Here is a 24,922-nt window from a genome sequence, read left to right as displayed (position 1 = left end):
ATTAATTAGTTTGTAGCTATCAGCTATCCTAAATTTTAGGTTTAGTCTACTCATGTAAAAAGCGCAGTAATATCTGGATTATCTGGGTAATTGACTGTAAACAACATCAGAAATCGAAGGAATTTCGGGATAGCGACCTAGAATACATTGCACCATACAAAAAATGCTAGCCGCAGTAGCTACAACAAAAACCGCACTGCCGATTATAGCCAGTGCGCCTAAAGTGCCGAAAACAATCTGAATTAAAGATATGGCAATGCCAAATAAGATAGATTGCAAGGTGTTAAAGCGAATGAAATAGGCAATTTTTTCATTTCTTACCACTGCTAAAAATAGAATAAAGAAAATTACTAAACTACCAAACCCTAATGGAATGATGGTGTTGAAAATACCGTAAATTAAACTTATGGGAAGTAATAGCAATTGTAACAGTTGGAATAAAGGCAGTAGAGCCGGAATCTGAAGTAAACCTCCTCCTAAAGCCATTGCATCATAGATAGCAAAGAGATAGACGGCTGCTCCGAAAAAGCGGTCTTTAAAATCTGTTGAACCACGCCATACCATATGAATTATCCCCTCAATTTAGAAGTACAATTTTGCAGCATCATAAACCAATAGGATAGCGTAGTTGCCTATTACTTTTAGTTCAATCGGTGTGACCATTTAATAAATGGGTTTACCATATGCGGAGCGGTGAAGCAGTTCGTTGGCGGGGTTCCTCCGCTTAAAGAAACTGCTGAACCCTTTAGGGTATCCTTTAGGACAAGGGCACAATGTAAAGCCCCGTCATTTATGACGACTGGGGAAAGGGTAAAGGTTAAAAGGTTAAGGGGGAAAGGATTAATTTTTTTCCCTTTTCCCTTTTCTCTTTAACCTACGAATCATCGTCCATTTATCATGGTGAGGAGTCAACAATTAATCAACTTGGGTGACATTAAATCCCATCTGGCACTTATAAACAGTTGCTTGCCTGGAGTTGGATTTCTGTAAAGCTTTGCCACAGCCCAGCTGATCTCCACGCCATCTAGGCAAGCCGCTATGATCTGCCATCAAACAATTTTGGCATACTTGTTTTGCTGACAAGATTTGTTCATCTGCAATCATAATTACCATTATGATGATCCTCCAGTGGCTATATTTCAATTCTAGTTTTTTCCTAGCTATTATTCCAATTTTTGCTATATAGCTTAACAGTTAAAATTACCAATTTTTAGTTGTCTTTTTAACCAAATAATAGATAATCAGCACAGTTTAATTATTTGGTATTTTAGTACTACTGAACAACGAGGGTAAGATAATGACGTTTAGTCAAAGTCCAAGAAAACGAATAGACAGATCGCTAATTTTAATTTGGCAATTACAAAGAAACAAAAACCAAATAAAATTGCATTTGTGATCTCCAAATGCTGCAAAATACAATAATTAAATTTAACTTGTTTTAATAACTTTTATTTTATTTCAAGGAATTATCAATTATGGGTTGCAATTTTGATTGCAAACAGTCAAGATATTCTGTTGTTTGATGTGCTTAGATCTAGACAACTATCTTCTAGATAATATTTTCAGTATTGACTGAATTAGATAGCATAGATAATACTCATTCACACCATTACAGAATCAGATTGTGACTCAAACTAATTTAGATTTTCTCGCTCAGACAGATTCAGAAATTTCTGAAATCATCGGTTTGGAATTGAAACGCCAAAGATCCCACTTGGAATTAATCGCCAGTGAAAACTTCACCTCTCCTGCTGTATTGGCTGCACAGGGTTCAGTCTTAACTAATAAGTATGCCGAAGGCTTGCCCGGTAAACGCTACTATGGAGGTTGCGAATTTATTGATCGGGCTGAACAGCTAGCGATCAATCGTGCCAAGGAACTCTTTGGTGCAGCTATGGCAAACGTTCAACCCCATTCTGGCGCACAGGCTAACTTTGCTGTATTTCTGACGTTACTAAACCCCGGTGACACCATTATGGGGATGGATTTATCCCATGGTGGGCATCTAACCCATGGCTCACCAGTCAATGTATCAGGTAAGTGGTTTAAAGTAGTTCAATATGGTGTCAATCAAGAGACAGAACAGCTGGACTTTGACCAGATTAGAGAACTAGCTCTTAAGGAACGTCCTAAACTTATTATTTGTGGTTATTCTGCCTATCCTCGTACAATTGATTTTATTAAATTTAGAGCGATCGCCGATGAAATTGGGGCTTATTTACTAGCGGATATTGCTCATATTGCTGGTTTAGTAGCAACTGGTCATCATCCTAATCCTGTCCCCCACTGTGATGTTGTAACTACTACCACCCACAAAACTCTTCGAGGTCCCAGAGGTGGACTAATTTTGACTCGCGATTCTGAACTAGGCAAAAAACTGAATAAAGCCGTATTCCCTGGTACCCAAGGTGGTCCTTTAGAACACGTCATTGCAGCTAAAGCAGTAGCTTTTGGCGAAGCCCTCAAACCAGAATTTAAAGAATATTCGGCTCAGGTAATTGCCAATGCTCAGGCAATGGCAGAAGGATTTAAAAACAGAGAGTTTAAGCTAGTATCTGATGGTACTGATAACCACTTAATCTTGGTTGACTTGCGTAGTATTAGCATGACTGGTAAAAAGGCAGATGCATTAGTTAGCCAAATCCAGATCACAGCCAATAAAAATACTGTTCCCTTCGATCCCGAATCTCCCTTTGTTACTAGCGGTCTACGTTTGGGTTCTCCCGCTATGACTACTAGAGGTATGGGAACGACAGAATTCCAAGAGATTGCTAATATTATTGCTGACAAACTACTTAACCCAGAAGATGAGACTATTCAAAAGGATTGTTTACGTCGGGTAGCAGCTTTATGCGATCGCTTCCCTCTTTATCCCTATTTACAAATTCCAGTACCAGCCAAAATCTAAGGTCAAATTAATAGCAAATTCTAGTCATCAACTATGACTAAATTTGTGCCAGACAAAGCTTATATTCTTACTAGCAGTTCGAGAACTCTTAAACTCAGATGCCTGTTGAACTATATCATCTGATCGCCTTTCTAACTTCTGTGACCTTTGTGCTGTGGACGATACCAGATGTCAAGACTCTTGGTCTCAAGTTAGGTATAGTTGATCGACCAAATGCCAGAAAGATACACAAAAACCCTGTTGTTCGTGTTGGCGGGGTGTCAATTTTTGCAGGAACAATTGCTGCCCTAGCCACTATTTGGCTAATAGGTGGATTTTCTAGCTTAGCGCCCCACAAAGTAACAGAACTCTGGGTGGTTATCATTGGCAGCATATTCTATTTTGGGATTGGTTTTGCTGATGACATATTTAATCTCACTCCTCTCTCACGATTACTAATGCAGATTGTGGTGGCAACTGGCTGTTGGTATATGGGAGTTCGCATAGATTTTATTTCTTTTCCCGTTTATTCCCTAATCAAAATTTATTGGCTTAGTTTACCCATTACCGTGATTTGGTTAGTAGGCATGGCTAATGCTATCAATTGGATGGATGGAGTTGATGGTTTAGCGGCTGGAGTATCCGGTATTGCTGCCTTTGTCATGTTGGTAGTAACTTTATTCATGGATCAACCTGCCGCGGCTTTAGTAGCTGCGGCTTTAGCAGGAGGTGCGTTAGGTTTTCTGCGCTATAACTTTAATCCTGCTCAAATTTTTATGGGGGATGGAGGAGCTTATTTTATGGGCTTCACCTTGGCAGCGGTAGGGATCATTGGCTTAGTTAAAACTACTGCAATTACAGCCGTTTTACTGCCCTATTTAATTTTGGCGGTCCCAATTATAGATATGTCGACAGTTATTTTCTCTCGTATCAGTAAGGGGAAATCTCCCTTCATTGCCGATAAAAGCCATCTACATCACTGGCTACTCAAGTCTGGCATCTCTCAACGTCAAACCGTTTTGTTTATTTATACCTTAACTTTCTGGGTTGGCAGCTTAGCTTTGGGTTTTTCCAATATTCCCAGTGGTTGGGGCTATGCGATCGGAGCAACTATGATTTTAGTTTGGCAAGTTTGGCAAGTCTGGCGAGATAGTCGAAATCGTAAGTAATTTAAAGATCAACTGTCAACAATGAGTAATTAACATTAGACAAAACTTAGAAAATTAATGAGTGCAGAGATTATTTGTATCGGTACAGAATTGCTCTTGGGAGATATTTTAAATACAAACTGCCAGTATTTAGCCCAAGAGCTAGCAAAATTAGGTATTCCCCATTACTATCAAACGGTTGTTGGGGATAATTTATCTCGTATTCACCAAGTTTTGCAGACAGCAATATCAAGATCTTCAATTTTAATTTTTACAGGTGGTTTAGGACCTACCCCCGATGATTTAACTACAGAAGCGATCGCCAGTTTTTTTAGTGTTTCTCTGATAGAAGATCCGGCAATTATCGAAGATATTAGTCGAAAATTTGCTTCTGTGGGACGAAAGATGACTCCCAGTAATCGTAAACAAGCACTTGTGCCTCAAGGGGCAATCACCCTACCTAATCCAACTGGAACCGCCCCAGGTATCATTTGGCAACCGCAAGACGGTATCTCAATTATGACTTTTCCTGGGGTTCCCTCAGAAATGCATCGAATGTGGCAAGAAACTGCTGTTCCCTTTTTGAAACAAGAGGGTTGGGGTAAAAATATCATTTATAGTGAAATGATGCGTTTTCGGGGTATTGGTGAGTCTGCTTTAGCTGAAAAAGTAGCTCATCTATTTGATTCAGATAATCCTACAGTTGCTCCCTACGCTGGTAAAGGAGAAGTTCGTCTTCGGGTTGCAGCAAAAGCTGCTTCAAAAACTCAAGCAGAGTCTCTAATTAAGCCTGTCACAACAGAAATTAAAAATATTGCGGGACTTAATTATTTTGGTAGCAATGATGATACCTTGGCTTCTGTAGTTGGAAAGTTACTACAAGATGCACAACAAACTTTAAGCGTAGCTGAATCCTGTACGGGGGGAGGTTTGGGCGCTATGCTAACAGAAATTCCTGGTAGTTCCAGCTATTTTTTAGGAGGAATAATTGCCTATGCCAACCAAGTTAAAACGGGGCAATTGAATGTTAATGAACCAGATCTAATGCAACACGGTGCAGTAAGTGAGATTATTGCCAAACAAATGGCATTGGGAGTAAAAAGGCTTATGCAGACTGACTGGGGTATTAGCATTACTGGAATAGCTGGTCCTACTGGAGATACGGAAAATAAACCCGTAGGCTTAGTTTACATTGGGTTGGCTACTCCTAATAATCAAACTATTATTAAAGAATATCGTTTTGGTAAAGGTCGGGGACGTAGTTTAATCCGTCATTTAAGTTCTTGTTCTGCACTCGATCTTCTACGCAGAAGCCTAATCAAGAAGGTAGAGCAAGAGTATTTTTGAGCAACCAGGATCGAAATTTAAAGATATCTTTGTCATGGTGAACTAGTATAATCAGTTATAACTAATTTGCATTGTCATCACTGTGTATCGTAAATGTAAGGGAATTCAGCTCCACTCTCAACTGTGAAGGGAAAAATACTAGCCTCTCGTTATAAAATTATTGATTATATTGCCAGTGGAGGATTTGGCAGAACTTACCTTGCGGAAGATATCCAACTACCAAGTAAAGTTAAATGTGTCGTTAAACAGCTTTATCCCAGTATCGAAGATCCAAAATTTTTGGCTGTAGCTCGACGGTTATTTAAGACAGAAGCCTCAACATTACATAATCTGGGGAATCACGACCAAATTCCTAAACTGTTAGCCTACTTTGAAGAAGAAGAGAAGTTTTATCTGGTACAACAATACATTGAGGGACAAACTCTAGGAAAAGAACTGAATCCGAGTCATGTTTGGTCTGAAGCTCAGATTATTGAATTATTGAACGATAGTCTGAATATTCTTAAATATATTCATGCTAAGGGAGTGATTCATCGCGATATTAAACCGGATAATCTGATTCGTCGTAACTCCGATCACAAACTTGTGTTGGTAGATTTTGGCACTGTAAAAAACGTGCTTAACGGGCAAACCAATATCGGTCAATTGACAGTGCCAGTAGGTACACAAGGCTATATGCCTACCGAACAAGCCAGGGGCAAACCCCGTCCTACCAGTGACTTATATGCTTTAGGTATAATTTGCATACAGGCATTAACAGGAGTTGAACCTCTAGATTTGGAAGAGGATGATGAAGGGGAGCTAATCTGGGAATCTTTAGCGGATATTAGTCCCCAATTGGCTGAAATCTTGACGAAAATAACTCGCTATCACTTTAAAGATCGTTACCAGTCTGCTGAAGAAGTATTGCAAGCTTTAACTCCCTTGTTAGACAAAACCATTAGTAAGTCTGATTCTGCGTCAGCTAATGAGCCTTCTTCCTCAAGTTCGACTGAATTTCATAATCTAACACCAGTTTCTGCTTCACCAACTATTGACAATGGACTACCACCCACATCGGTTATCGATGGTGGCACTTCACATTACATAATTGGGCAAACTTCGAACTTCCCCGCTCCCCAAAATTCTCAGGCTGTAGCCTCCAAAATTCGTCCTTTTCCCGATGCTAATTACGAAAATATTTCTGAACCTGCGCAACCTGCAGGAAAATCCAAGAACAGAAAAATTTTGGGGGTGGCGATCGCTTGTGGAGTAGCAATCATGGGTGGCATGTATTTATTTATTCGACAACCCATAACCGACAATCAACCAAATACCCCTGACTCCCCAAATGAACTACCTAGTTCTCCCACAGAAAGAATAAATCAGGGAGAAGGATTTAGAAAAGATCTTTAAGCTACCAGAAATTTTTAATTCTTAATTTCTAGAGATTCAATTATCTTTTCAGCTCTGGGTAAGAACTTATTAAACCTATCAGGTTCAGCAGTATAAATGATGCTATATATTTGATCATAATTTACTGTCCAAACCTCATGCCTCTTAACATCTATATTTTTATCTTTTCCCTGATAAATTACGTATTTCGCTTCACTACGTCCTAAGTTTGTTGGTCTGGGTGGTGCCAGAATAAAGTTAGATAAACTTTCTATTTGGGCTACTGCCTGGTTTGTATACTGAGTTAAAGATAAAGGTCTTGATGAATTTTTCATGACTACAGTTACTCTTTCTCGAAATCTATCTGAACTACTTTCATGAGGGGAAATAAAACTAACACTGGTATTCAAAAAATTGCTTTGATCTACTCTTGACCATCCTTGAGGATAGTCAACTTTAATAAATTTATTTTCGTAAGTAATAAATTTACCGAGTCGTGAATTACTAAGCAGTAAAAATAACGGAATAGCAATTAATACAAGTATTCCTGAACCAGATAAATATTTAATTAAATTTGAATTTTTGGAAAATTGAATTGGACTAAATGATGTTTCTTGTACCTGGATATCAGATACTGCTGATAATGTTGGCTGTTTGGTCGGTATTGCAGAAACAGAAATCTGAAGAAGATTCATTTTATTCAGATCTTCTAAAACGGAAATAGCAGATTGATAGCGTTGTTGCCATTTTTGCTTGACCATTCTCTCAATTACATCTAAAAAATGGGGATGATAATCAAGATGAAGTTGAAGGTGATCGCGCCACATTAAATCTAAGTTGATATTTCTTAGTAAGATGCGGGGATGCACTCCAGTTAAAGCCTGAATTGCAACCATTCCCAAAGCATAGATATCACTACAAAATTCTGGTCTACCATGTAATTGTTCATCGGGAGTATAACCTGGACTCAAGATACCCACAGTAAGAACAAGCTCTCCTTGAACACCAATATTTTGGGGATTTATTTTCTCTTTAACAGCACCAAAATCAATCACAAAAAATCGATTATCAAAACGATTTCTGATTAAATTAGAAGGTTTTATATCTCGATGGATATATCCTGCTTGATGAATAAATTTGAGAACTTCTAAAGTATCAGTTAATAACTTTATTGTTTGAGATTGATCAAAATATTTAACTTCAGCTAATTCTTGATCTAAGTTTTGACCTTCGATAAATTCTTGAATTAGAAAAAAATTATTATCTTCTTCAAAGAAGTCAATAATGTTAGGAATTTGAGAATGCTTACCTAACTTTTGTAAACTGGCAGCCTCTTGTCTAAACAAGCGCATTCCTGTAACTAACTGAGCTTCATTAGTATAGCTAGGTGAAAAATGCTTGACAACATACGTACCACCAATGGCAGTAGTTGTATCTTTAGCTAAATAGATAGTGCCAAAACCACCGCTACCAAGGTTTTTTTGAAGATCGTAGCGTTCTCTAAGCTTCTTGCCGACAAGGTTTTCAGACATCAAACCGACTTATCAAGAATTTAAATTTAAATGTCTGTCATTTTAATATTATTTTCTAACCTTCTCCGCAAAATACTATTAAGTCTTAAGTTGCTGATTTTGATTCTAACTAGCTCAAGATAAATAGAAATTATTTTGCAGTAGGTCTAATGACCTAGGTTATAACAGAGATGATCAATACGACCTTACATTAAATTATGGGAATTAAATAATAATGAATGATAATTACTCAATAGTTATTCAGTGGTCTGAAAAAGATGAATGTTTTGTTGCTAGTCTTCCAGAGTGGGGAAATTGTAATACCCAGGGAACGTCTTATGAACAGGCATTAGAAAACGCCCAGAAAGTTTTGGCATCATTGGTTGAATCATCTGTATCTCAAGGAGAATCTTTACCAGAACCTAATACTTTTACAATATCTTCACTAGTTACTTAGAGTAATTACAACTCTTTTTGGTTAAATAGGCGATTAGGGTTTTGCTAATCGCTTTTTAACTAAATAACTCTCTTGAATTTCACGAGTATACGAATAATAACTATTTTAGACTTTAGGATCAACTACCTTTTTTGCTACTTTTGGAATTCCAAAAGTTACAGAATTGTGGTGGGTTGAATAGATACTAATAGATACTAAATATTAACTTCATTTTCAGCTTTAACTCATTTATCAATCATATATTATTTTTGAGAAAAAAAACGTTTAAACATCAAGATTAGTCTACTGTACAAAGCTAATAGCTAAATGGTGATGGCGACTACTTCAAAATTAGTTTTGATGAAAAATATGGTGCAATTATAAATGACTACTAATAAAATCAAAACCCAAACTATTAAACCACAATTAGCTACTTTATTTTTGTTGGGAATTGTCTTGCTTGGAGGATTAATTGTTCTCTCTTGGGCAATTGGTTTCAGAGTAATTGAAGATATTTTTGCTTACTTAAATCTGCTGCAGGAACAGCCCCCTATGTGGGTAGAAGCACCAATGGTTATGAGTAGGTTTTTACTATTGCCATCAATTGTAATATTTATTTTAGTATTGGCAATTACCAAAGTTTCTCCTAAACCGCGAGCTTGGTCAAGATTTGTAGTTGTAGCAATTTTATTAATTTTAACTGTTCATTATATTCAATGGCGATCGCTTTCTACTTTGAATCTTAGTAATCCTTTAGATGGAACATTTAGTATTACTCTATTTGTTCTGGAAATGTTTGTTCTCTTTAGCAATAGTCTTCAGTTATTTCTAATGCTAAAAGTTAAAAATCGACAGCGAGAAGTAGATATCTTATCAACATCAGTACTTGACGGCACTTTTCAACCACAAGTAGATATTTTCATTCCTACTTATGATGAGCCAGAATTTATTTTACGTCGGACTGTTATTGGTTGTCAGGCAATTAACTATGAACCAAAAACAGTTTATCTACTTGACGATACGAGAAGACCTCAGATTGCTCAGTTAGCAGCTGAATTAGGTTGTAAATATCTGACTCGTCCTAATAATGATCATGCTAAGGCAGGTAATATTAATCATGCTATTCTTTTAACTGACGGTGAATTCATTGCTATTTTTGATGCTGACTTTATCCCCACTCAAAATTTTCTCCAACGTACTTTAGGCTTTTTCCAAGATGAAAATCTGGCTTTAGTCCAAACTCCCCAAAGTTTTTACAATACTGATCCTATTGCTCGAAATCTTGGTTTAGAGGATATTTTAACTCCCGAAGAAGAAGTATTTTATCGTCAACTACAGCCAATTAAAGATGGGGCAGGAAGTGTAGTTTGTTCTGGTACTTCATTTGTCGTGCGTCGCCAAGCCCTAGAATCTATTGGCGGTTTTGTGACCGATTCTTTAAGCGAAGATTACTTTACAGGAATACGTTTATCTGCCCAAGGTTATCGTCTTGCCTATATTGATGAAAAACTTAGTGCTGGTTTGGCAGCAGAGAATATTGCTGCTCATGCAACTCAGAGATTACGGTGGGCGAGGGGAACTTTACAAGCTTTTTTTATTAAATCTAATCCTTTAACTATTCCTGGTTTAAATCCCTTGCAAAGACTAGCTCATTTAGAAGGTCTGCTACATTGGTTTACCAGTATCGCTAGTGTATTTTTCCTCTTAATGCCTTTAGCTTATGCTTTTTTAAATATCATTCCGATTCGAGCCACTACTGATGAATTTCTCTTTTTCTTTTTACCTTATTATGTGACTCAGCTAACAGTCTTTTCTTGGCTTAATTATCGATCGCGCTCGGCTATTTTATCTGGAATCTATGGTTTGGTCTTGGCTTTTCCTCTGGCAGCAACGGTAATTCAAGTTATGCTTAATCCTTTTTCTACTGGGTTTAAGGTTACGCCCAAAGGTACCAAAAGCGATCGCTTTTCTTTTAATTGGAAATTAGCTTTTCCTTTACTAATTCTCTTTGTATTTACTGCCATTAGTTTATGGTCAAATTTATGTGCTTGTGCCTTAGCTGCAATGCACGACTCCCCTGAAATGGCTGAAAAAATGAGAGGGTTAAACTTAGGTTGGATTTGGAGTACTTATAATTTAGTATCTATTGGGGCGGCATTGCTCATTTTACTAGACGTTCCCAAGCCGGATCTTAATGAATGGTTTAATTTACGACGACTAGTTAAATTAGAGTTGAAACTAGTAAATGGCGAACCCAAAACCTTTTGGGGGGTAACTACTCGTATTTCGCAAACGGGAGCAGATATATCTTTAACCCAAACAGGAATAGACAAATTAATTCCAGGTGAAACTATACCGGTAAACATATCAATTTTAGAAGAGAATATTACTCTGTCAGGGGAAATTACTGCTGCGGAAATCAGTGAGGATTTCCATAATGTTCGGGTGAGTTTTACAACTCTAAATTTAGAACAAGAAAGAAAACTGGTTGCTCTTTTATTTTGCCGTCCTGGACAATGGAAAAGAAAAAATACTCCAGGAGAGTTGCATTCTCTTTGGTTACTATTCAAAATCCTGTTAAGACCTAAGGTATTATTTGAACGCAATCCTAAAATCAACGCCATTAATGTGGCTCAAATCTCTTTGTCGCTCTAAGCTTGAATGCAAACGCCAAAATTTAACTGGTAAAGCTACCTATAGCATGGACAATCAATTGTCTAAAAATTGGTTGCTGATAATTTGTATTTACCTTACCTATTTTTATGAATCAAGCTGTTGCAGAATATCTCAAGTTAGCACAAGAAAAGATAAATCAAAATAAATGGCAAGAAGCTCAAGTAAATTTTCAGAAAGCAATTCAAATACAACCTAATCGTTGGGATCTTTATTTTAATTTAGGAGCAGTTTTTCTAAAGCAGCAACAATATCAGGAAGCAGCAAAATACTTTCAGCAGGCTATTCTGATAAAACCAGAGCATGATAAATCTTATAATAATTTAGGTACAGCATTATTAAAATTAGAACAAACTGATAATGCGGTTAAAGCTTTTTCTCAAGCAGTAGCTCTTAATCAGCAGGAGCCACAGTTTTATTACAATTTGGGCGAGGCGTTAGTTCAACAAGGTTTAATTGATCGAGCTCTTATCTGTTTTCGGCAGGCAGTTAAATTAGACCCTCAAGATCATCAATTACAATTCCGTTTAGGTAAGTCTTTCAGAAATCAAGGTTTAAATCAAGAAGCAATCACTTGTTTTTGTCGAGCGATTGAACTTAATCCTACTTACTCTCCAGCTTATATATCTCTGAGATATGTAGATCTCAAATTAGAATTATGTAATCGCTTAATTAGTTTCTATCGACAAATATTAGTTAAGCATCCTAATTTATCTGATGCCTTGACTAATTTAGCTGAAGTTTTAACCTATCAAGGTAATTTGGCAGAAGCGATCTCCATCTCTCGTCGAGCAATTTATATTAAAACTGTTAACAATCACCCCGATCTTGCTCAAGCTAATTGGTCAGTTAAGAAAAAACAAGCCCCAGATTTTATAATTATTGGTGCCGGGAAATGTGGGACTACTTCTTTATATAACTATCTAGGCTATCATCCCCAAGTATTATTACCTAATAAAAAAGAGCTACGTTTTTTTGATAAAAACTTTGCTTACGGCTATGAATGGTATTTAGCTCAATTTCCTGCCATTAGCGATCGCCGCGATCTCATAACAGGAGAAGCTTCACCTAGCTATTTCTTTTTGCCTCACGTTGCGCAAAGAATTCGAGATTTTGCTCCAGATATTAAATTAATTGTGATGCTTCGCAATCCTGTAGAGCGATCTATCTCTGACTATTATCAAAATAAAAAAACAGGGCGTAATCACCAGTCATTACTGGAAGTAATCAAGAGAGAAACAGAAAGATTTAAGCAGAAAACTGAATTAGAATTGTCTTACCACGGAGGTCCTTTATTACAGAGCCTTTATTACTATAAATTAAAACGTTGGCTGAAGATATTTCCCAAAGAGCAGTTATTGATTATCAAAAGTGAGAATTTCTTCAATAATACAGCTCAATCAATGCAGCAAGTATTTGAGTTTTTGAATTTATCTAATATAGCCATAGATAATTATCAAACATATAATATTGGGTCATATTCTCAAGTTGGAGAAGATATTCAAGAGCAATTAAGTAACTTTTTTGAGCCCCACAATAAGCGATTAGAAGAGTATTTGGAAATAATTTTTAATTGGTAGCTTAAGGCAGCATTGATAATTAATTGCTTAATACACTACTTTTTCCGAACTTTTTTGACTAGATAGAAAAGTCGGGGATTTTTTGATGTTCATATACGAGCTACATATTTTCTGGGAAAACTTCTTAAATTCTTTAAATAATTTAGATTAACTCCTGCGTATAATTACATAATGATACTTTGACTCAAATAAGTATCCTGTACTTAAAGTGGGAAGTATGCGTCTTATTATGAAAAGCTCTCAAGATGATAAAAACATTATATTATTTTTGCTATTTAAAAATAGCATTGTACAGTTTATTGCAGGAATATTATCCTTATTAGTAATTATTAAATTATCAACTACTATCAGTTTTTCTCCCATCAAGCTATTATTTAAATCTTTTGGATATGGATTTTTTTGCTATTTGACAACACCTTTTATGATTTATTGGTTATCTTATGTGAGTCAAGGACAAGCTACTGATAGAAAGCTAATAATTACTGTTGCTTTGATGGGATTGTATAGCTATTGCATTTGGGATGCTTACTTCTTCTTTAGAGAAGCCTTCTCATCTTGGGTATCGGTAAATACTTAAGTATTTTTAACACCTGTGAGGGGAAAGTCCCACGCTATAGTGCCAAGGATGTCCCTAAAGGGATACCGCTTCGCATATAGCACTTAGCGTTGGGACGGAGCTTATAAACGCCTGGGAAACCACAGGCGACAGCCCCTCATGAAAGCGAACTGAGCGGCGCAGTGGGGCAGGTTTACCATTGCTAAGAGATAGTGGTAGAATAGTCAGATGATTCTCAACTATCGCTATCGCATCTATCCTGATAATGAACAAGTTGAGCTACTCGATGAGTGGCTGGAAACTTGCCGTGTCAGCTATAACTATGCTCTCAGAGAACTAAAAGATTGGATAGCCAGTCGAAAATGTTCTCTCGATAGGTGTAGTTTAGAATCAGAATATATGATGGCTGCGGATTATCCGTTCCCTAGCTACCACCAACAGCAAAACAACTTACCAAAAGCCAAGAAGAAATTTTCACGACTCCAAGCTGTACCGTCACAAGTATTGCAAACCAATATTAGACGATTGCATGATAGTTGGGATTCATTCCAAGCTAGAGGTTATGGCTTCCCACGCTTTAAGAAGTATGGACAAATGAAGTCAATGTTGTTTCCTCAGTTCAAAACCAACCCAGTGAGTGATTGGCAAATTCAACTACCTAAATTAGGAAAAGTACAAATCAACCTACATAGACCAATCCCTGAAGGTTTTGTTATCAAGCAAGTCAGAGTACTGAAAAAGGCAATAGGTTGGTTTGCAGTGGTAGCGATAGAATCAGATATTGAGCTTCCTAGTCCCGTACCTCATGGTCACGCAATCGGTGTTGATGTCGGCTTGTTGTCCTACGTGGCAACAAGCGATGGATATATAGAGAAGCGACCCAAGTTTTTCAAGACAGCCTATCGTCGGCTGAAAGTGCTACAAAAGCGTCTGTCAAGAAAAAAGAAACGAGGGAAAAACTATGAAAAAGCTCAACTAAAAGTAGCTAAACAACATAACTATATAGCATTCAGGCGATCTGACTATCAGTTCCAACTTGCCCATAAACTGTGTGATATGGCAGATACAATCTACGTTGAAGATTGTGACTTTCGTATTATGGCGAAAGGGATGTTAGGTAAGCATACGATAGACGCTGGTTGGGGAAAATTGCGAGACATATTAGAATATGTAGCCCAGAAACGAGATGTCTTTGTCGGTCGGGTTGATCATCGTGGCACTAGCCAGGTTTGCCCTAATTGTCGCTCTGAAGTCAGAAAGGATCTAAGGGTTCGACTAAGTGAGTGTCATGAATGTAATTATGTTGTCAACAGGGATATTGCCTCTGGTCAGGAAATCTGTAACCGAGGTAGAGAAACGTATCGGGGGACTCCCGAAAAGCAAGAAATTGGCTCTCAAGTCGTACTGTCGGGCAACTTGGTTGTAGATAAGTGGCGCAACCTATCTTTGGATAGTAGGGGAGCAAGATCCATTAGCGATAATGGAAGCCCACACTGTAATAATTTTAGAGCGAAAGCGATAAAATAATTCAGTGTTGGGAGGATGTCACTGGAGGGAACTGGGCTATCCAAATACTGTTTACTTACTAGACTTGGAAGCCGTGATAAAATTACAGTCAACTAAAACTTTAGCTCAAGCTGTAAATTTGGTAAGACATGGCAGAGGAAACAAATAAGGAACAAGAGAAAGCAAAACCAGCAGCACAAAAGGCTCCTGCTAAACCTGCTGCCAAGGCGGCAAAAGCTAAGAAACCTCCGAAATTAGAAGATAAGCCCTTCAGTGAATTTATTCAAGAGCATTATCTTCCTGCACTCAAGGAGGCAATGGCTAAGGAAGGGATTGAAGACGTAGAGTTGTCATTTGTAGAACAGGGAGTGCCAATTAAGGGAGCAAATCCTAACGAGCCTTGCTGGCAGGTGGTTGGAAAATGGCAGGGTGGAACTCGTCAATTTAATCTTTATTTCCCTGATGAAAGCATTAAGGGTCAGAAAGCTTTTTCCTATGCCACCTATGGTAATAGTCCCAGCACCATCGAATCTTTTATGATTGATGAGAGGAGAGTTACACTAGAATTGATAGTTATGTATACGGTGCAGCGTCTCAACGCCCAGAAGTGGTTAACTAGAAACTAAGCATTAGCAAACTTTAATAGATTTGATTTCCAGAGACGATATTTACTTTGTATCGTCTCTATTACTTTGTGCTGCTGACAGGTAAAATCTCAGTCTATTATTAATATTGGCAAACGTATTTATATTGAAAGTAAATTTATGGTGTAATTGGCATAAACCCATAAATTTAGTGTGAATTAATATGCTGGTGCACATTTTACTATTCAATGCGGGAACTGATAATGAGGGAATTCATACAGTCCAAATTGGTGAACGCAACACTATCTTAATGTTCCAAGCAAAAGATGATGCATTGCGTTATGCAGGTTTATTAGAAGCTCAAGATTTTCCTGAAGCAACAGTAGAAGCAATTGATTCAGAAGAAGTGGAGCAATTTTGCCGTCAGGCTGATTACGAATGGAAAATAGTTGAGTCCGGACAACTAGAAATCCCTCCCGAAAAAAATGTCGAAGAACTTGACTGGGAGCAAGAGTCAGAAAAATCTGTTTCTGAATCTGAAGATGTAGAGGCCGAATCGATGCCTAATGAAGAGCTTGATCGTATTCGTCGTCAGTTAGAAGGACTGTTATAAGTTACAAGAACAAGTAATCAGTAATCAATCATGGCAATGGATAATTTACAGTCCAGAGGACATCTGTTAACGGAACAGATTAATCCCCAGAGTAAGGATCTAGATAGTTTATCTACACTAGAAATAGTCGATTTATTTAATCAAGAAGACACCAAAACTATAGAGGCGATCGCTAAGGCTCGTATACCTCTAGCTCAGACTATAGACGCTGTTGCGGCTGCCCTCAAACAAAATGGGAGACTATTTTATGTTGGTGCTGGCACTAGTGGAAGATTAGGTGTTTTGGATGCAGCGGAATGTCCTCCCACCTTTTGTACGGCTCCAGAATTAGTCCAAGGAATTTTAGCAGGTGGTACAGCCGCTCTGATCAAAAGTTCCGAAGCTTTAGAAGATCTTGCCCCAGATGGTCAACAGGCGATCGCTGACAACCAAATAACCAATTTAGACGTAGTAATTGGGATTACTGCAGGGGGAACAACTCCCTTTGTTCATGGAGCATTACAAGAGGCTAAAGCTAGAGGAGCAACAACTGTCGCTATGAGTTGTGTCAGTGCTGAGCAAGTTCCCATTGATGCTGATATTGATATTCGTCTTCTGGTAGGTCCAGAGATTCTCGCTGGTTCAACTAGACTCAAAGCAGGTACTGCGACCAAAATGGCACTAAATATTATTTCGACTGGAGCAATGGTACGTTATGGCAAAGTGTATGGCAATCGGATGATCGATGTGGCAGTGACGAATGATAAATTGCACGATCGCGCTCTACGTATTATTGAAGACTTAACTGAACTGAATCGTCAAGAAGCCGGAGTTTTACTGGAAAAAAGTGCTAAAAAAGTTAAATTGGCTCTCCTGATGCACTGGACAGGTTTAGATGCCACTTCAGGCGCAGCTCTCTTAGATCAACATCAAGGAGATTTACGCTCGGTGCTGTCAGAGCAGTAAATACCTAGGTGGGTGGAAACAATTACGCACACACCTTATTTCTTATTTGCTTTCTCCTTCTTCAATGAGAAATTCCGAGATAATAAAATAATAAACAAAATAATTTAAACACTGTTTTTGAAGGTCAATTTAATTTACTCTACTAATAAATACTTAAATAACTAATGTTGAATGGATCAGAATCTATTGTCACTTTTATCATTGTTGCTGCTGCGATCGCCATCCTAACTTTAGGTTATAACAGAGCAAAAGGTTATGGTCGGTTAGGAATTCTCGCTTGGTTACAGTCAATTGTACTGATGAGTCCCTGGCTGTTATTCTTTGGTCTCTTTGCGGTGGGAATATATCTCAATTTAGTAGGCATATTATTTTTATTAATAGCTTCCATTGCCGTTTATATCTGGTTAGGCAGACAGCTTAGAGCGGCAGGACAAGAAGCTATATTGCAGCAAAAAGCGGCAGAAAGAATTGAAAAAGAAGCAGAAACTACGGAAGAGCCAGCTCAACCTCCAACCACTTCAGAATTGGACAATAATCCATCACAGGAAATATTACCGATTCCTGATGAGGATTTGGCGCAATTAAAAGCAATATTTGGCATTGATACCTTTTTTGCTACCGAAACCATACCCTATCAAGATGGAGCAATTTTTAAAGGTAATCTCCGAGGAGAACCAGATATAGCCCACTCCAAAATGAATCAAAAGCTAGAAGGAATTTTCCAAGATAAATATCGTTTATTTCTGGTAGAAAGTCCCGAAGAAAAGCCAGTAGTTGTAATTTTACCCAAGACAAATGACCCGGATACTACTACTCTGGCTCAGAAAAACTTAGCTTTAGTTTTGTTCGTGGGCACAATTCTTACTAGCCTTGAAGCAGCCAGCTTATTACAGGGTTTTGATTTATTTAGTGACTTTGGACGTTATAGTGAGGCTATTCCTCTGAGTCTCGGACTTTGGGCTGTATTAATAGCCCATGAAATTGGTCATCGAGTTGTAGCTAATCGTTACAATATTCGTCTCAGTATTCCCTTCTTTTTACCCACCTGGCAAATTGGCTCTTTTGGGGCAATTACTCGTTTTGAATCTTTGTTACCCAATCGTACAGCTTTATTTGATATTTCTTTTGCAGGACCAGCTACTGCTGGAATTATCTCTTTAGTACTACTGGTCTCTGGTTTGACTTTATCTCACCCCGGCAGTTTGTTTCAATTGCCCACCGAATTTTTTAGAGGCTCAATCTTAGTTGGTACTTTGGCTAAGGTCATTTTAGGTTCGTCTTTAGAAGCGGCGGTAGTCGATATTAATCCTTTGGTGGTAGTTGGATGGTTGGGCTTAGTAATTACGGCATTAAACCTTTTACCTGCAGGCAAATTAGATGGAGGCAGAATTGTTCATGGAATTTACGGTCGTAAAACTGCTCGACGTACTACTGTAGCTACTCTAATTATCTTAGGGTTGATTGCCTTATTTAATCCTAGTAATCCTATTCCACTGTATTGGGCGGTGTTAATTTTATTTCTGCAACGAGATTTAGAACGTCCTGTAAAAAATGAATTAACTGAACCTGATGATACTCGAGCGGCTTGGGGATTGCTGGCACTGTTTTTGATGTTGGCAACTTTGATTCCTCTTAGCTCTGGTTTAGCCAGTCGGATTGGTTTGGGCGGATAATTCGCTGGCATATCTATTCATATTCACTGATGAATAGATCCGCTAGGTTTAGAGAATTAAGTCTTAAGTTGAAAAGTAAAGTGTCGAACTTAAAAACTATTTTGGGCAGTGGAACTTTATTAATAGTTGTTGCGGGAGCCGGATATTATTATTGGCACTTGGAAAGTTCTCTTAATCAAGCACTAGATACTGATTACTACGAAACAGATCGGGCTCAATTCTCTTTACTCTATCGCCATTCTACTCATGGGGTTGAGATGAAATATCCTTCTAGTTGGGAACTTAATCAACCAAATCAAGATTGGGGAACCATAGCTAAATTTACGCCCCAAAAAAGTGAGTCCTTATTGGTTGTTCCAAAATTAACCATTAAGGTTGAGAAGTCTCCTCAATCCAAATCCTTAGATGAATATACGACTAATACTGTTTATTTAATTACCCAATTACCTCAAGCTAAAATTCTTGATTCTCGTCCGATTCAGTTTGACCACAAACCAGCTCATAAAGTAATTTACTTTGCTAGAAACCCAGATAATAATGAGGAATTAAAAAATCTGCAAATTTGGATATTCAATGGCGATCGCATCTATACCTTAACTTTTCAAGCGAGTATAGATCAGTATGATAATTATGCTGAATCTGTAGAAAATGAAATGTTTCCTTCTGTGAAGATTACTTCAGAGCAATAATTATACGCCTAAGGTAAATTAACCTGAATTCGAGATAAGCTGAAACACTTCTGGTGCAGTTGAGCGAAAAACCATGATTTACGTTAAATCATAACGAAGTTGGCGGAAAAATGAGCCCAAAAAGCTTAGAGCTTATGGCTTACAGCTTAGAATTTACTTATCTATAGTCAATTATCACTGCTTATTGCTATCTGATTGTAACAAGGATAGGATATTAGAGAAGCAACTTGCAAGTTGGGGATCAATTCTTGTTTTTGGGGATCAATACTCTGAAAAGCCTGAGGACAATCTCTTATTAATTAGTTTAAACATAATTAGAGGAACTCTGACATAATCTCATGGACACCATAAGCTGGCAAGAGATAGCAGTACGTCTATTATTTGCTTTTATTCTCGGCAGTGCCATTGCGATCGAAAAAAGATGGTATCTCACCAGAAAATTCATTAAATCTAACACTCAAATAGCAGTGGGAGCAGCTTTGTTTGCTATACTCGCCAGCTTGAACTCAGAAACTATATTTTCCTCTCAGTTGATTATTGGCATCAGTATTGTTAGTGCAGGTATTGTTTGGCAAAAACAAACTGATCCTCAAAGTATTAATCAAGTATTCAAATTATGGTGTGCAGGAGCGGTAGGTTCTCTAGTAGGTTTCGGTTATTTTCTCCCTGCTTATTGTGGTGGGCTAGCGTTAGTTTTCGCTAATTTGCTGTTTGAAACAGCCGAAAAAGAATTTATCCCCAACATAGAAGAAGACATAACAAAAGAAGAAATAAGCAAAAAAAACAATGATGCAGCAGCATCTAGCATAACGACCAAGCCCAAAATAGAGGTAATTGAACAATCAATACCAACTACTTACAATGAAGTTCGGTATTATTGCCAAGTAATTTGCCCCGCAGAAAAAGAAATTGAGGTATTGGCTATGTTAGTTCAATTACTCAAAGAAGAGAAATTAATCCCCACTGGTATCAGTAGTAAAAAGTTTGCCAATAATAACAAAATTTTTCCCGAAGTTGAAATTGAGGTTAATCTAGTCTCTGATAATAACAACACCGGTTCAATCAAAATACAACAAGTATTGGCTATTCTAAAGGCAAAAGTAGAAATAAGTGCGGCTAGTTGGGTATCTTCTCCCCTGGAGTCAAACTATAGAAATGGTCGTTCCTGATTTTAAGATCACTTAAATAACATGGAAAATCCCAATATTTACTAGTAAAATTAGAAACTGAGCTATACAAACTTGGCTAAGATGATGAGCGACTTTCAGGTACAATTCGATGAGCGACTAGCTCAAAGGCAAAATTCAATTCAAAATGTTCTGTACATAACATTGGGCTTGAATTTGCTGGTATTGGAAACAAAATTTAGCCTAGGTTTGGCAATGGGTTCTCTCAGCTTGTTGGCTGATGCCCTGCACTCACTTTCAGACAGTGCTAGCAATGTTTTGGGTTTAATTGCGATGCGTCTTGCCAACCCGAAACCAGATTGGGATCATCCCTACGGACATTCTAAGTTTGAGTCTTTGGGTGCATTGGGTGTTGCCGGCTTCTTGATTGTAGCTGGAACTGAAATCTTTGGTTCAGCTTTAAAACGTCTTTTTGTTCCCTTGGATCCAGAATCTCTGACAGTAAGCAATCTTAATTTAATGATGATGATTGGCGTGTTGATCATTAATATTATCGTTGCTTTGTACGAAGCTAAAAGAGGTAAAGATCTTGATAGTAGGCTATTGCAAGCTGATGCTAAACACACCTTGAGCGATGTTTGGATTACAGTTGTTCTCTTAATTGGGATGTTAGGAGTTCGTTTAGGTTTGCTATGGCTAGATGTTGTTTTAGCTTTTATGGTGGCAGGTTTGATATTCTGGAGTGCCTGGGAAGTAATCAGTGAAAATATTCCCTTTTTAAGCGATCGCGTCGCCATTCCCGCCAAGGAAATCATGGACATTGTGATGGATGTTTATGGGGTGCTTAACTGTCATTCCATCACGTCCAGAGGAGTTGTTGGTCAAGAAATATTTATTGAGATGCATCTCGTTGTTGCTCCGCGAGAAATTAAGGCAGCCTACGAAATTGTGGAAAAAGTCGAACATAAACTTCAGGAGAAGTACGGTTCGGTTCACGCTACTATTCAGCTAGAGCCATATGAAAATATCCAGCTCTTAGAATCTCATCTCAAGCAACCATTATAGGAAATTACTACTCAAACCAACTAAATTTAATTAACTAGCAAGGCAGATATCTTGACTGAACTTTAGTTACGAAGACGAGCGACCCCCTAAAGGGTTCAACAGTTCCTTCAAGCGGGACAAAGGCCAAGCGTATGGCCGCATCGTACCCCGCCAACGGACTGTCTCACAGCGCCACCGTCAGGCGTTTACCCAGGAGCGTTATCTGGGCAAGGGAATGCGCGAGGAGGGTCTGGGGGAAAGTTCCCCCAGAGACAAATATAGTTTTGAAGGATCAATTACCAACAAAGTACAGCGATGTTCAGATTTATTAATTACACCTAGTCTATTTGTTCATATTCCTCATCCCTCGTTTTATACTGCTTGAGGCTGTGGTTGAGGTTGGGGTTGGAATTGGAACAGAGAATAAACGACATTACGACGAATATCAATCATCATTTCCAAGAACATTTCATAACCCTCTTGCTTGTATTCGATTAACGGATCTTTCTGTCCATAACCCCGTAAACCTATTGACTCTCGCAGAGCATCCATCGCCTGTAAATGTTCGCGCCAGAGGGTATCAATTTGTTGCAGAATAAAGAACCTTTCTGCCTGACGCATCAACCCAGGCTGCATACTGTCGATTTGATTTTCCTTGATATCGTAAGCTTTACGGACTTCTTCGCAGAGGAAGTTTTTCATCTCATTGACAGTCATGTCTTCGAGATGAACAGGTTCAACGTCTTCTAGGAGATAGATAAATTCCTTCGCTTTATCCACCATCTTGTCTAGCTTCCACTCTTCAGGGGGTAATTCAGGGTTGACATAGGCATCAACAATCTCTCCCATAGTTTTTTCGGCATATTGAATTACCTGCTCTTTGAGGTCTAAACCCTCTAATACCCGACGACGTTCAGCATAGATAGCACGACGTTGGTTATTCATTACCTCGTCATATTCAAAGACTTGTTTACGAGTATCGTAGTAGAAAGTTTCCACTTTCTTTTGCGCCCCTTCCAGGGAGTTGGTGAGCATTTTCGACTCAATGGGCATATCGTCTTCAACCCGCATCATATTCATTAATTTTTCCACGCGATCGCCACCAAAGATTCGCAAAAGATTATCTTGTAAGCTGAGGAAAAATCTAGTCGATCCAGGGTCGCCCTGTCTACCTGCCCGACCTCGCAATTGATTATCTACCCGACGGGATTCGTGCCGTTCTGTACCAATAACGTGCAGTCCACCGTTAGCAATCACTTCTTCATGTTCAGCGTCCGTGAATTTATCGTACTCTTTACGAATTACTTTGTAAACTTCGCGCAATTTTTGTAGAACAGGATCGTCTACTGGCGCATTTTCGGCTGCCACGGCAATTTTTTCCTCGGCTTCTAGTTCAGGTAAACTTTGTTCTCCGTATTGCTGTACGGCAAATTTAACCGTTTCCTTGAGCATATTTTCTGCTTCAGACGATAGTTCTGTGGGAAAGATTTGAGGAGATGCTTTCCAGGTTTTAACTTTCTTGCCACTGCCATCGGGAGCAAAACCTTTAGCAGAGTTTTTGCTCATGTCAATTCCTGGGACATTTGCCATGAGACTATCATCCTCGGGGGCTACTATTTTAGGCATCAAATATTCACGCACTTTTAAACGTGCCATATAATCGGCATTACCACCCAAGATAATATCTGTTCCTCGCCCTGCCATGTTAGTGGCGATGGTGACAGCAGTTTTTCGACCAGCTTGAGCTACAATTTCTGATTCCCGTTCCACATTTTCGGGTTTAGCATTGAGTAGGTTATGTTCAATGCCTTTTTGCTGCAACAGTTGAGAGATTAACTCAGATTTTTCTACACTAGTTGTACCAACCAAAACAGGACGACCTTTTTCGTGCATATTAGAGCAATCTTCTGCTACAGCCTGCCATTTACCAATTTCCTTTTTATAAACCACATCAGAAAGATCGGCTCGTCTGGAAGGTAAATTAGTGGGAATAATGGTGACTTGCAGGTTATAAACCTTTTCAAATTCAGTTTCTTCAGTCTTAGCCGTACCAGTCATCCCGGCTAAGGTAGGATAAAGCAAAAAGAAGTTTTGATAGGTAATACTAGCCAAAGTTTGAGTCTCTTTTTGAATCGGCACTTCTTCTTTAGCTTCAATTGCCTGATGCAAGCCATCACTCCAGCGCCTTCCTGCCAGAACCCTACCCGTAAACTCATCGACGATTACAATCTCGTCATTACGTACCATATAGTTCACATCTTTGGTAAAGAGTTCTTTGGCTTTAATTGCGTTGGAGATATAGTGTGCCCAAGGATTTTCCGGATCGTATAAATCGCTTACTCCTAAAAGTTCTTCGGCACGAGCAAAGCCTTCATCAGTCATTAAAATATTGCGAGCTTTTTCATCTACTTCATAGTCGCCGATACCTTCATCACCGCTAACTTCTTCATCGTAGTCTTCATCTTGCCTTATTAACTGAGCGGCTATCTGTGCTGCCTGAAGATATTTCTCCGTAGGACGCTCTACCTGCCCGGAAATGATAAGGGGAGTCCTCGCTTCGTCAATTAATACCGAATCTACTTCATCAATTACGCAGTAGTTAAAAGGACGCTGCACTACTTCTTCCATAGACACAGCCATATTATCCCTTAAAAAATCAAAACCCAACTCACTGTTAGTGGTGTAAGTAATATCACAGGCATAATTTTTCTTTCTTTCAGCAGGACTCATCCCCGATTGGATTAGTCCTACAGTCAAACCCAAGAAACGATGGACTTGTCCCATCCACTCGGCATCTCTTCTTGCCAAATAGTCATTTACCGTGACAACGTGAACTCCTTTACCTGTCAAACCATTAAGATATGCTGGAAGAGTACACACCAGGGTTTTACCTTCACCCGTTTTCATCTCGGCGATTTGTCCTTTGTGTAGAACTATGCCTCCAAGCAACTGCACGTCGTAGTGACGCATCCCCAAAACACGAATAGCAGCTTCTCTAACTACAGCAAAAGCTTCAGGCAAAAGATCCTCAAGAATTTCTTTGATTTCTTCATCATTTCTCGCCTTAGCAATCTGCTCTCGAAATTCTAGCGTCTTGGCTTTTAAATCATCATCAGATAAGTCCTTGATCTCCTCTTCAATGAGGTTGATTTCTGCCACCAAGGGCTGGAATTTCTTTAGTTTGCGTGCATTAGGATCGCCCAGCAGTCTCTTTAGCATAGTAATTTTT

The 24,922-nt window shown here is 38.5% G+C and carries 20 protein-coding genes; 16 read left to right on the top strand and 4 right to left on the bottom strand.

The genetic code is table 11. The annotated features are described in order from the left end of the window. Positions 1 to 78: 78 nt before the first annotated feature. A complete protein-coding gene (locus PLEUR7319_RS0113140) occupies positions 79 to 564 on the bottom strand; it encodes a Tic20 family protein (RefSeq protein WP_019505694.1) in 486 nt (161 codons plus the stop codon). A 351-nt stretch (positions 565 to 915) separates the two neighbouring features. Further along, complete coding sequence (locus PLEUR7319_RS0113135) at positions 916 to 1,113, bottom strand: hypothetical protein (protein WP_019505693.1); 198 nt, start codon at positions 1,111 to 1,113, stop codon at positions 916 to 918. Between the two features lie 511 nt (positions 1,114 to 1,624). Between PLEUR7319_RS0113135 and glyA the strand changes: the two genes are divergently transcribed. From glyA to PLEUR7319_RS35210, 4 genes are all read left to right on the top strand, one after another. Beyond that, positions 1,625 to 2,908: a serine hydroxymethyltransferase gene (glyA, locus tag PLEUR7319_RS0113130; protein WP_019505692.1), complete on the top strand. Its 1,284-nt coding sequence runs from the start codon at positions 1,625 to 1,627 to the stop codon at positions 2,906 to 2,908. A 98-nt stretch (positions 2,909 to 3,006) separates the two neighbouring features. Next, entirely contained in the window at positions 3,007 to 4,056 is a 1,050-nt protein-coding gene (locus PLEUR7319_RS0113125) for a glycosyltransferase family 4 protein (protein ID WP_019505691.1), read from the top strand. Positions 4,057 to 4,113: 57 nt separating this feature from the next. Next, entirely contained in the window at positions 4,114 to 5,382 is a 1,269-nt protein-coding gene (locus PLEUR7319_RS0113120; RefSeq protein ID WP_019505690.1) for a competence/damage-inducible protein A, read from the top strand. Positions 5,383 to 5,505: 123 nt separating this feature from the next. Beyond that, positions 5,506 to 6,777: a serine/threonine-protein kinase gene (locus tag PLEUR7319_RS35210; protein ID WP_019505689.1), complete on the top strand. Its 1,272-nt coding sequence runs from the start codon at positions 5,506 to 5,508 to the stop codon at positions 6,775 to 6,777. A gap of 14 nt (positions 6,778 to 6,791) precedes the next feature. Here PLEUR7319_RS35210 and PLEUR7319_RS0113110 read toward each other — a convergent pair whose 3' ends face one another. Beyond that, positions 6,792 to 8,288: a serine/threonine-protein kinase gene (locus tag PLEUR7319_RS0113110; protein WP_019505688.1), complete on the bottom strand. Its 1,497-nt coding sequence runs from the start codon at positions 8,286 to 8,288 to the stop codon at positions 6,792 to 6,794. 214 nt (positions 8,289 to 8,502) lie between these two features. Between PLEUR7319_RS0113110 and PLEUR7319_RS0113105 the strand changes: the two genes are divergently transcribed. The 12 genes from PLEUR7319_RS0113105 (at position 8,503) to PLEUR7319_RS0113050 (ending at position 21,714) form a co-directional block, all read left to right on the top strand. Further along, positions 8,503 to 8,724, top strand: a complete 222-nt coding sequence (locus PLEUR7319_RS0113105; protein WP_019505687.1) for a type II toxin-antitoxin system HicB family antitoxin — start codon at positions 8,503 to 8,505, stop codon at positions 8,722 to 8,724. A gap of 363 nt (positions 8,725 to 9,087) precedes the next feature. After that, on the top strand, positions 9,088 to 11,358 hold the full coding sequence (locus PLEUR7319_RS0113100) for a glycosyltransferase (protein WP_019505686.1): 2,271 nt from the start codon (positions 9,088 to 9,090) through the stop codon (positions 11,356 to 11,358). A 107-nt stretch (positions 11,359 to 11,465) separates the two neighbouring features. Further along, positions 11,466 to 12,956, top strand: a complete 1,491-nt coding sequence (locus PLEUR7319_RS0113095) for a tetratricopeptide repeat protein (RefSeq protein WP_019505685.1) — start codon at positions 11,466 to 11,468, stop codon at positions 12,954 to 12,956. A 229-nt stretch (positions 12,957 to 13,185) separates the two neighbouring features. Beyond that, positions 13,186 to 13,533, top strand: a complete 348-nt coding sequence (locus PLEUR7319_RS0113090; RefSeq protein WP_026102489.1) for a hypothetical protein — start codon at positions 13,186 to 13,188, stop codon at positions 13,531 to 13,533. 207 nt (positions 13,534 to 13,740) lie between these two features. Beyond that, positions 13,741 to 15,039: an RNA-guided endonuclease TnpB family protein gene (locus PLEUR7319_RS0113085; protein WP_019505683.1), complete on the top strand. Its 1,299-nt coding sequence runs from the start codon at positions 13,741 to 13,743 to the stop codon at positions 15,037 to 15,039. A 128-nt stretch (positions 15,040 to 15,167) separates the two neighbouring features. Beyond that, complete coding sequence (locus tag PLEUR7319_RS0113080) at positions 15,168 to 15,644, top strand: DUF2996 domain-containing protein (protein WP_019505682.1); 477 nt, start codon at positions 15,168 to 15,170, stop codon at positions 15,642 to 15,644. Between the two features lie 181 nt (positions 15,645 to 15,825). After that, on the top strand, positions 15,826 to 16,215 hold the full coding sequence (locus PLEUR7319_RS0113075; protein WP_019505681.1) for a DUF3110 domain-containing protein: 390 nt from the start codon (positions 15,826 to 15,828) through the stop codon (positions 16,213 to 16,215). A 36-nt stretch (positions 16,216 to 16,251) separates the two neighbouring features. Beyond that, a complete protein-coding gene (gene murQ / locus PLEUR7319_RS0113070; protein ID WP_026102488.1) occupies positions 16,252 to 17,160 on the top strand; it encodes an N-acetylmuramic acid 6-phosphate etherase in 909 nt (302 codons plus the stop codon). Positions 17,161 to 17,324: 164 nt separating this feature from the next. Next, the gene (locus PLEUR7319_RS0113065) at positions 17,325 to 18,833 is read left to right on the top strand and encodes a site-2 protease family protein (RefSeq protein WP_019505679.1); all 1,509 of its coding nucleotides are present in this window, start codon (positions 17,325 to 17,327) and stop codon (positions 18,831 to 18,833) included. Positions 18,834 to 18,913: 80 nt separating this feature from the next. Beyond that, positions 18,914 to 19,522, top strand: a complete 609-nt coding sequence (locus tag PLEUR7319_RS0113060; RefSeq protein WP_026102487.1) for a PsbP-related protein — start codon at positions 18,914 to 18,916, stop codon at positions 19,520 to 19,522. A gap of 338 nt (positions 19,523 to 19,860) precedes the next feature. After that, entirely contained in the window at positions 19,861 to 20,691 is an 831-nt protein-coding gene (locus PLEUR7319_RS38095; protein ID WP_019505677.1) for an MgtC/SapB family protein, read from the top strand. An 81-nt stretch (positions 20,692 to 20,772) separates the two neighbouring features. Further along, positions 20,773 to 21,714 carry a cation diffusion facilitator family transporter gene (locus PLEUR7319_RS0113050; protein ID WP_237743569.1) on the top strand — a complete coding sequence of 314 codons (942 nt, stop codon included), beginning with the start codon at positions 20,773 to 20,775 and terminating at the stop codon, positions 21,712 to 21,714. A gap of 351 nt (positions 21,715 to 22,065) precedes the next feature. On the opposite strand, the gene secA is transcribed toward PLEUR7319_RS0113050, so the two are convergent. Continuing rightward, positions 22,066 to 24,912 (bottom strand): preprotein translocase subunit SecA, encoded by a 2,847-nt coding sequence (gene secA / locus PLEUR7319_RS0113040; RefSeq protein ID WP_019505674.1) that lies wholly within the window; start codon positions 24,910 to 24,912, stop codon positions 22,066 to 22,068. Positions 24,913 to 24,922: the final 10 nt, after the last annotated feature.

The sequence above is a fragment of the Pleurocapsa sp. PCC 7319 genome (genome assembly GCF_000332195.1).
Taxonomy (GTDB): Bacteria; Cyanobacteriota; Cyanobacteriia; order Cyanobacteriales; family Xenococcaceae; genus Waterburya.
Note: the sequence above shows the minus strand (reverse complement) of the source record. Positions and strands in the feature narration are given on the sequence as shown.

Excerpts from the sequence above, each read along its gene's own strand:
- PLEUR7319_RS0113100 (WP_019505686.1), top strand. The coding sequence starts at position 9,088 with ATGACTACTAATAAAATCAAAACCCAAACTATTAAACCACAATTAGCT.
- PLEUR7319_RS0113095 (WP_019505685.1), top strand. The coding sequence starts at position 11,466 with ATGAATCAAGCTGTTGCAGAATATCTCAAGTTAGCACAAGAAAAGATA.
- PLEUR7319_RS0113125 (WP_019505691.1), top strand. The coding sequence starts at position 3,007 with ATGCCTGTTGAACTATATCATCTGATCGCCTTTCTAACTTCTGTGACC.
- PLEUR7319_RS0113090 (WP_026102489.1), top strand. The coding sequence starts at position 13,186 with ATGAAAAGCTCTCAAGATGATAAAAACATTATATTATTTTTGCTATTT.
- PLEUR7319_RS0113075 (WP_019505681.1), top strand. The coding sequence starts at position 15,826 with ATGCTGGTGCACATTTTACTATTCAATGCGGGAACTGATAATGAGGGA.
- PLEUR7319_RS0113080 (WP_019505682.1), top strand. The coding sequence starts at position 15,168 with ATGGCAGAGGAAACAAATAAGGAACAAGAGAAAGCAAAACCAGCAGCA.
- PLEUR7319_RS0113105 (WP_019505687.1), top strand. The coding sequence starts at position 8,503 with ATGAATGATAATTACTCAATAGTTATTCAGTGGTCTGAAAAAGATGAA.
- PLEUR7319_RS0113085 (WP_019505683.1), top strand. The coding sequence starts at position 13,741 with ATGATTCTCAACTATCGCTATCGCATCTATCCTGATAATGAACAAGTT.
- PLEUR7319_RS0113065 (WP_019505679.1), top strand. The coding sequence starts at position 17,325 with ATGTTGAATGGATCAGAATCTATTGTCACTTTTATCATTGTTGCTGCT.
- PLEUR7319_RS0113135 (WP_019505693.1), bottom strand. The coding sequence starts at position 1,113 with ATGGTAATTATGATTGCAGATGAACAAATCTTGTCAGCAAAACAAGTA.
- PLEUR7319_RS0113110 (WP_019505688.1), bottom strand. The coding sequence starts at position 8,288 with ATGTCTGAAAACCTTGTCGGCAAGAAGCTTAGAGAACGCTACGATCTT.
- murQ (WP_026102488.1), top strand. The coding sequence starts at position 16,252 with ATGGATAATTTACAGTCCAGAGGACATCTGTTAACGGAACAGATTAAT.
- PLEUR7319_RS0113050 (WP_237743569.1), top strand. The coding sequence starts at position 20,773 with ATGATGAGCGACTTTCAGGTACAATTCGATGAGCGACTAGCTCAAAGG.
- secA (WP_019505674.1), bottom strand. The coding sequence starts at position 24,912 with ATGCTAAAGAGACTGCTGGGCGATCCTAATGCACGCAAACTAAAGAAA.
- PLEUR7319_RS0113140 (WP_019505694.1), bottom strand. The coding sequence starts at position 564 with ATGGTATGGCGTGGTTCAACAGATTTTAAAGACCGCTTTTTCGGAGCA.
- PLEUR7319_RS0113120 (WP_019505690.1), top strand. The coding sequence starts at position 4,114 with ATGAGTGCAGAGATTATTTGTATCGGTACAGAATTGCTCTTGGGAGAT.
- PLEUR7319_RS38095 (WP_019505677.1), top strand. The coding sequence starts at position 19,861 with ATGGACACCATAAGCTGGCAAGAGATAGCAGTACGTCTATTATTTGCT.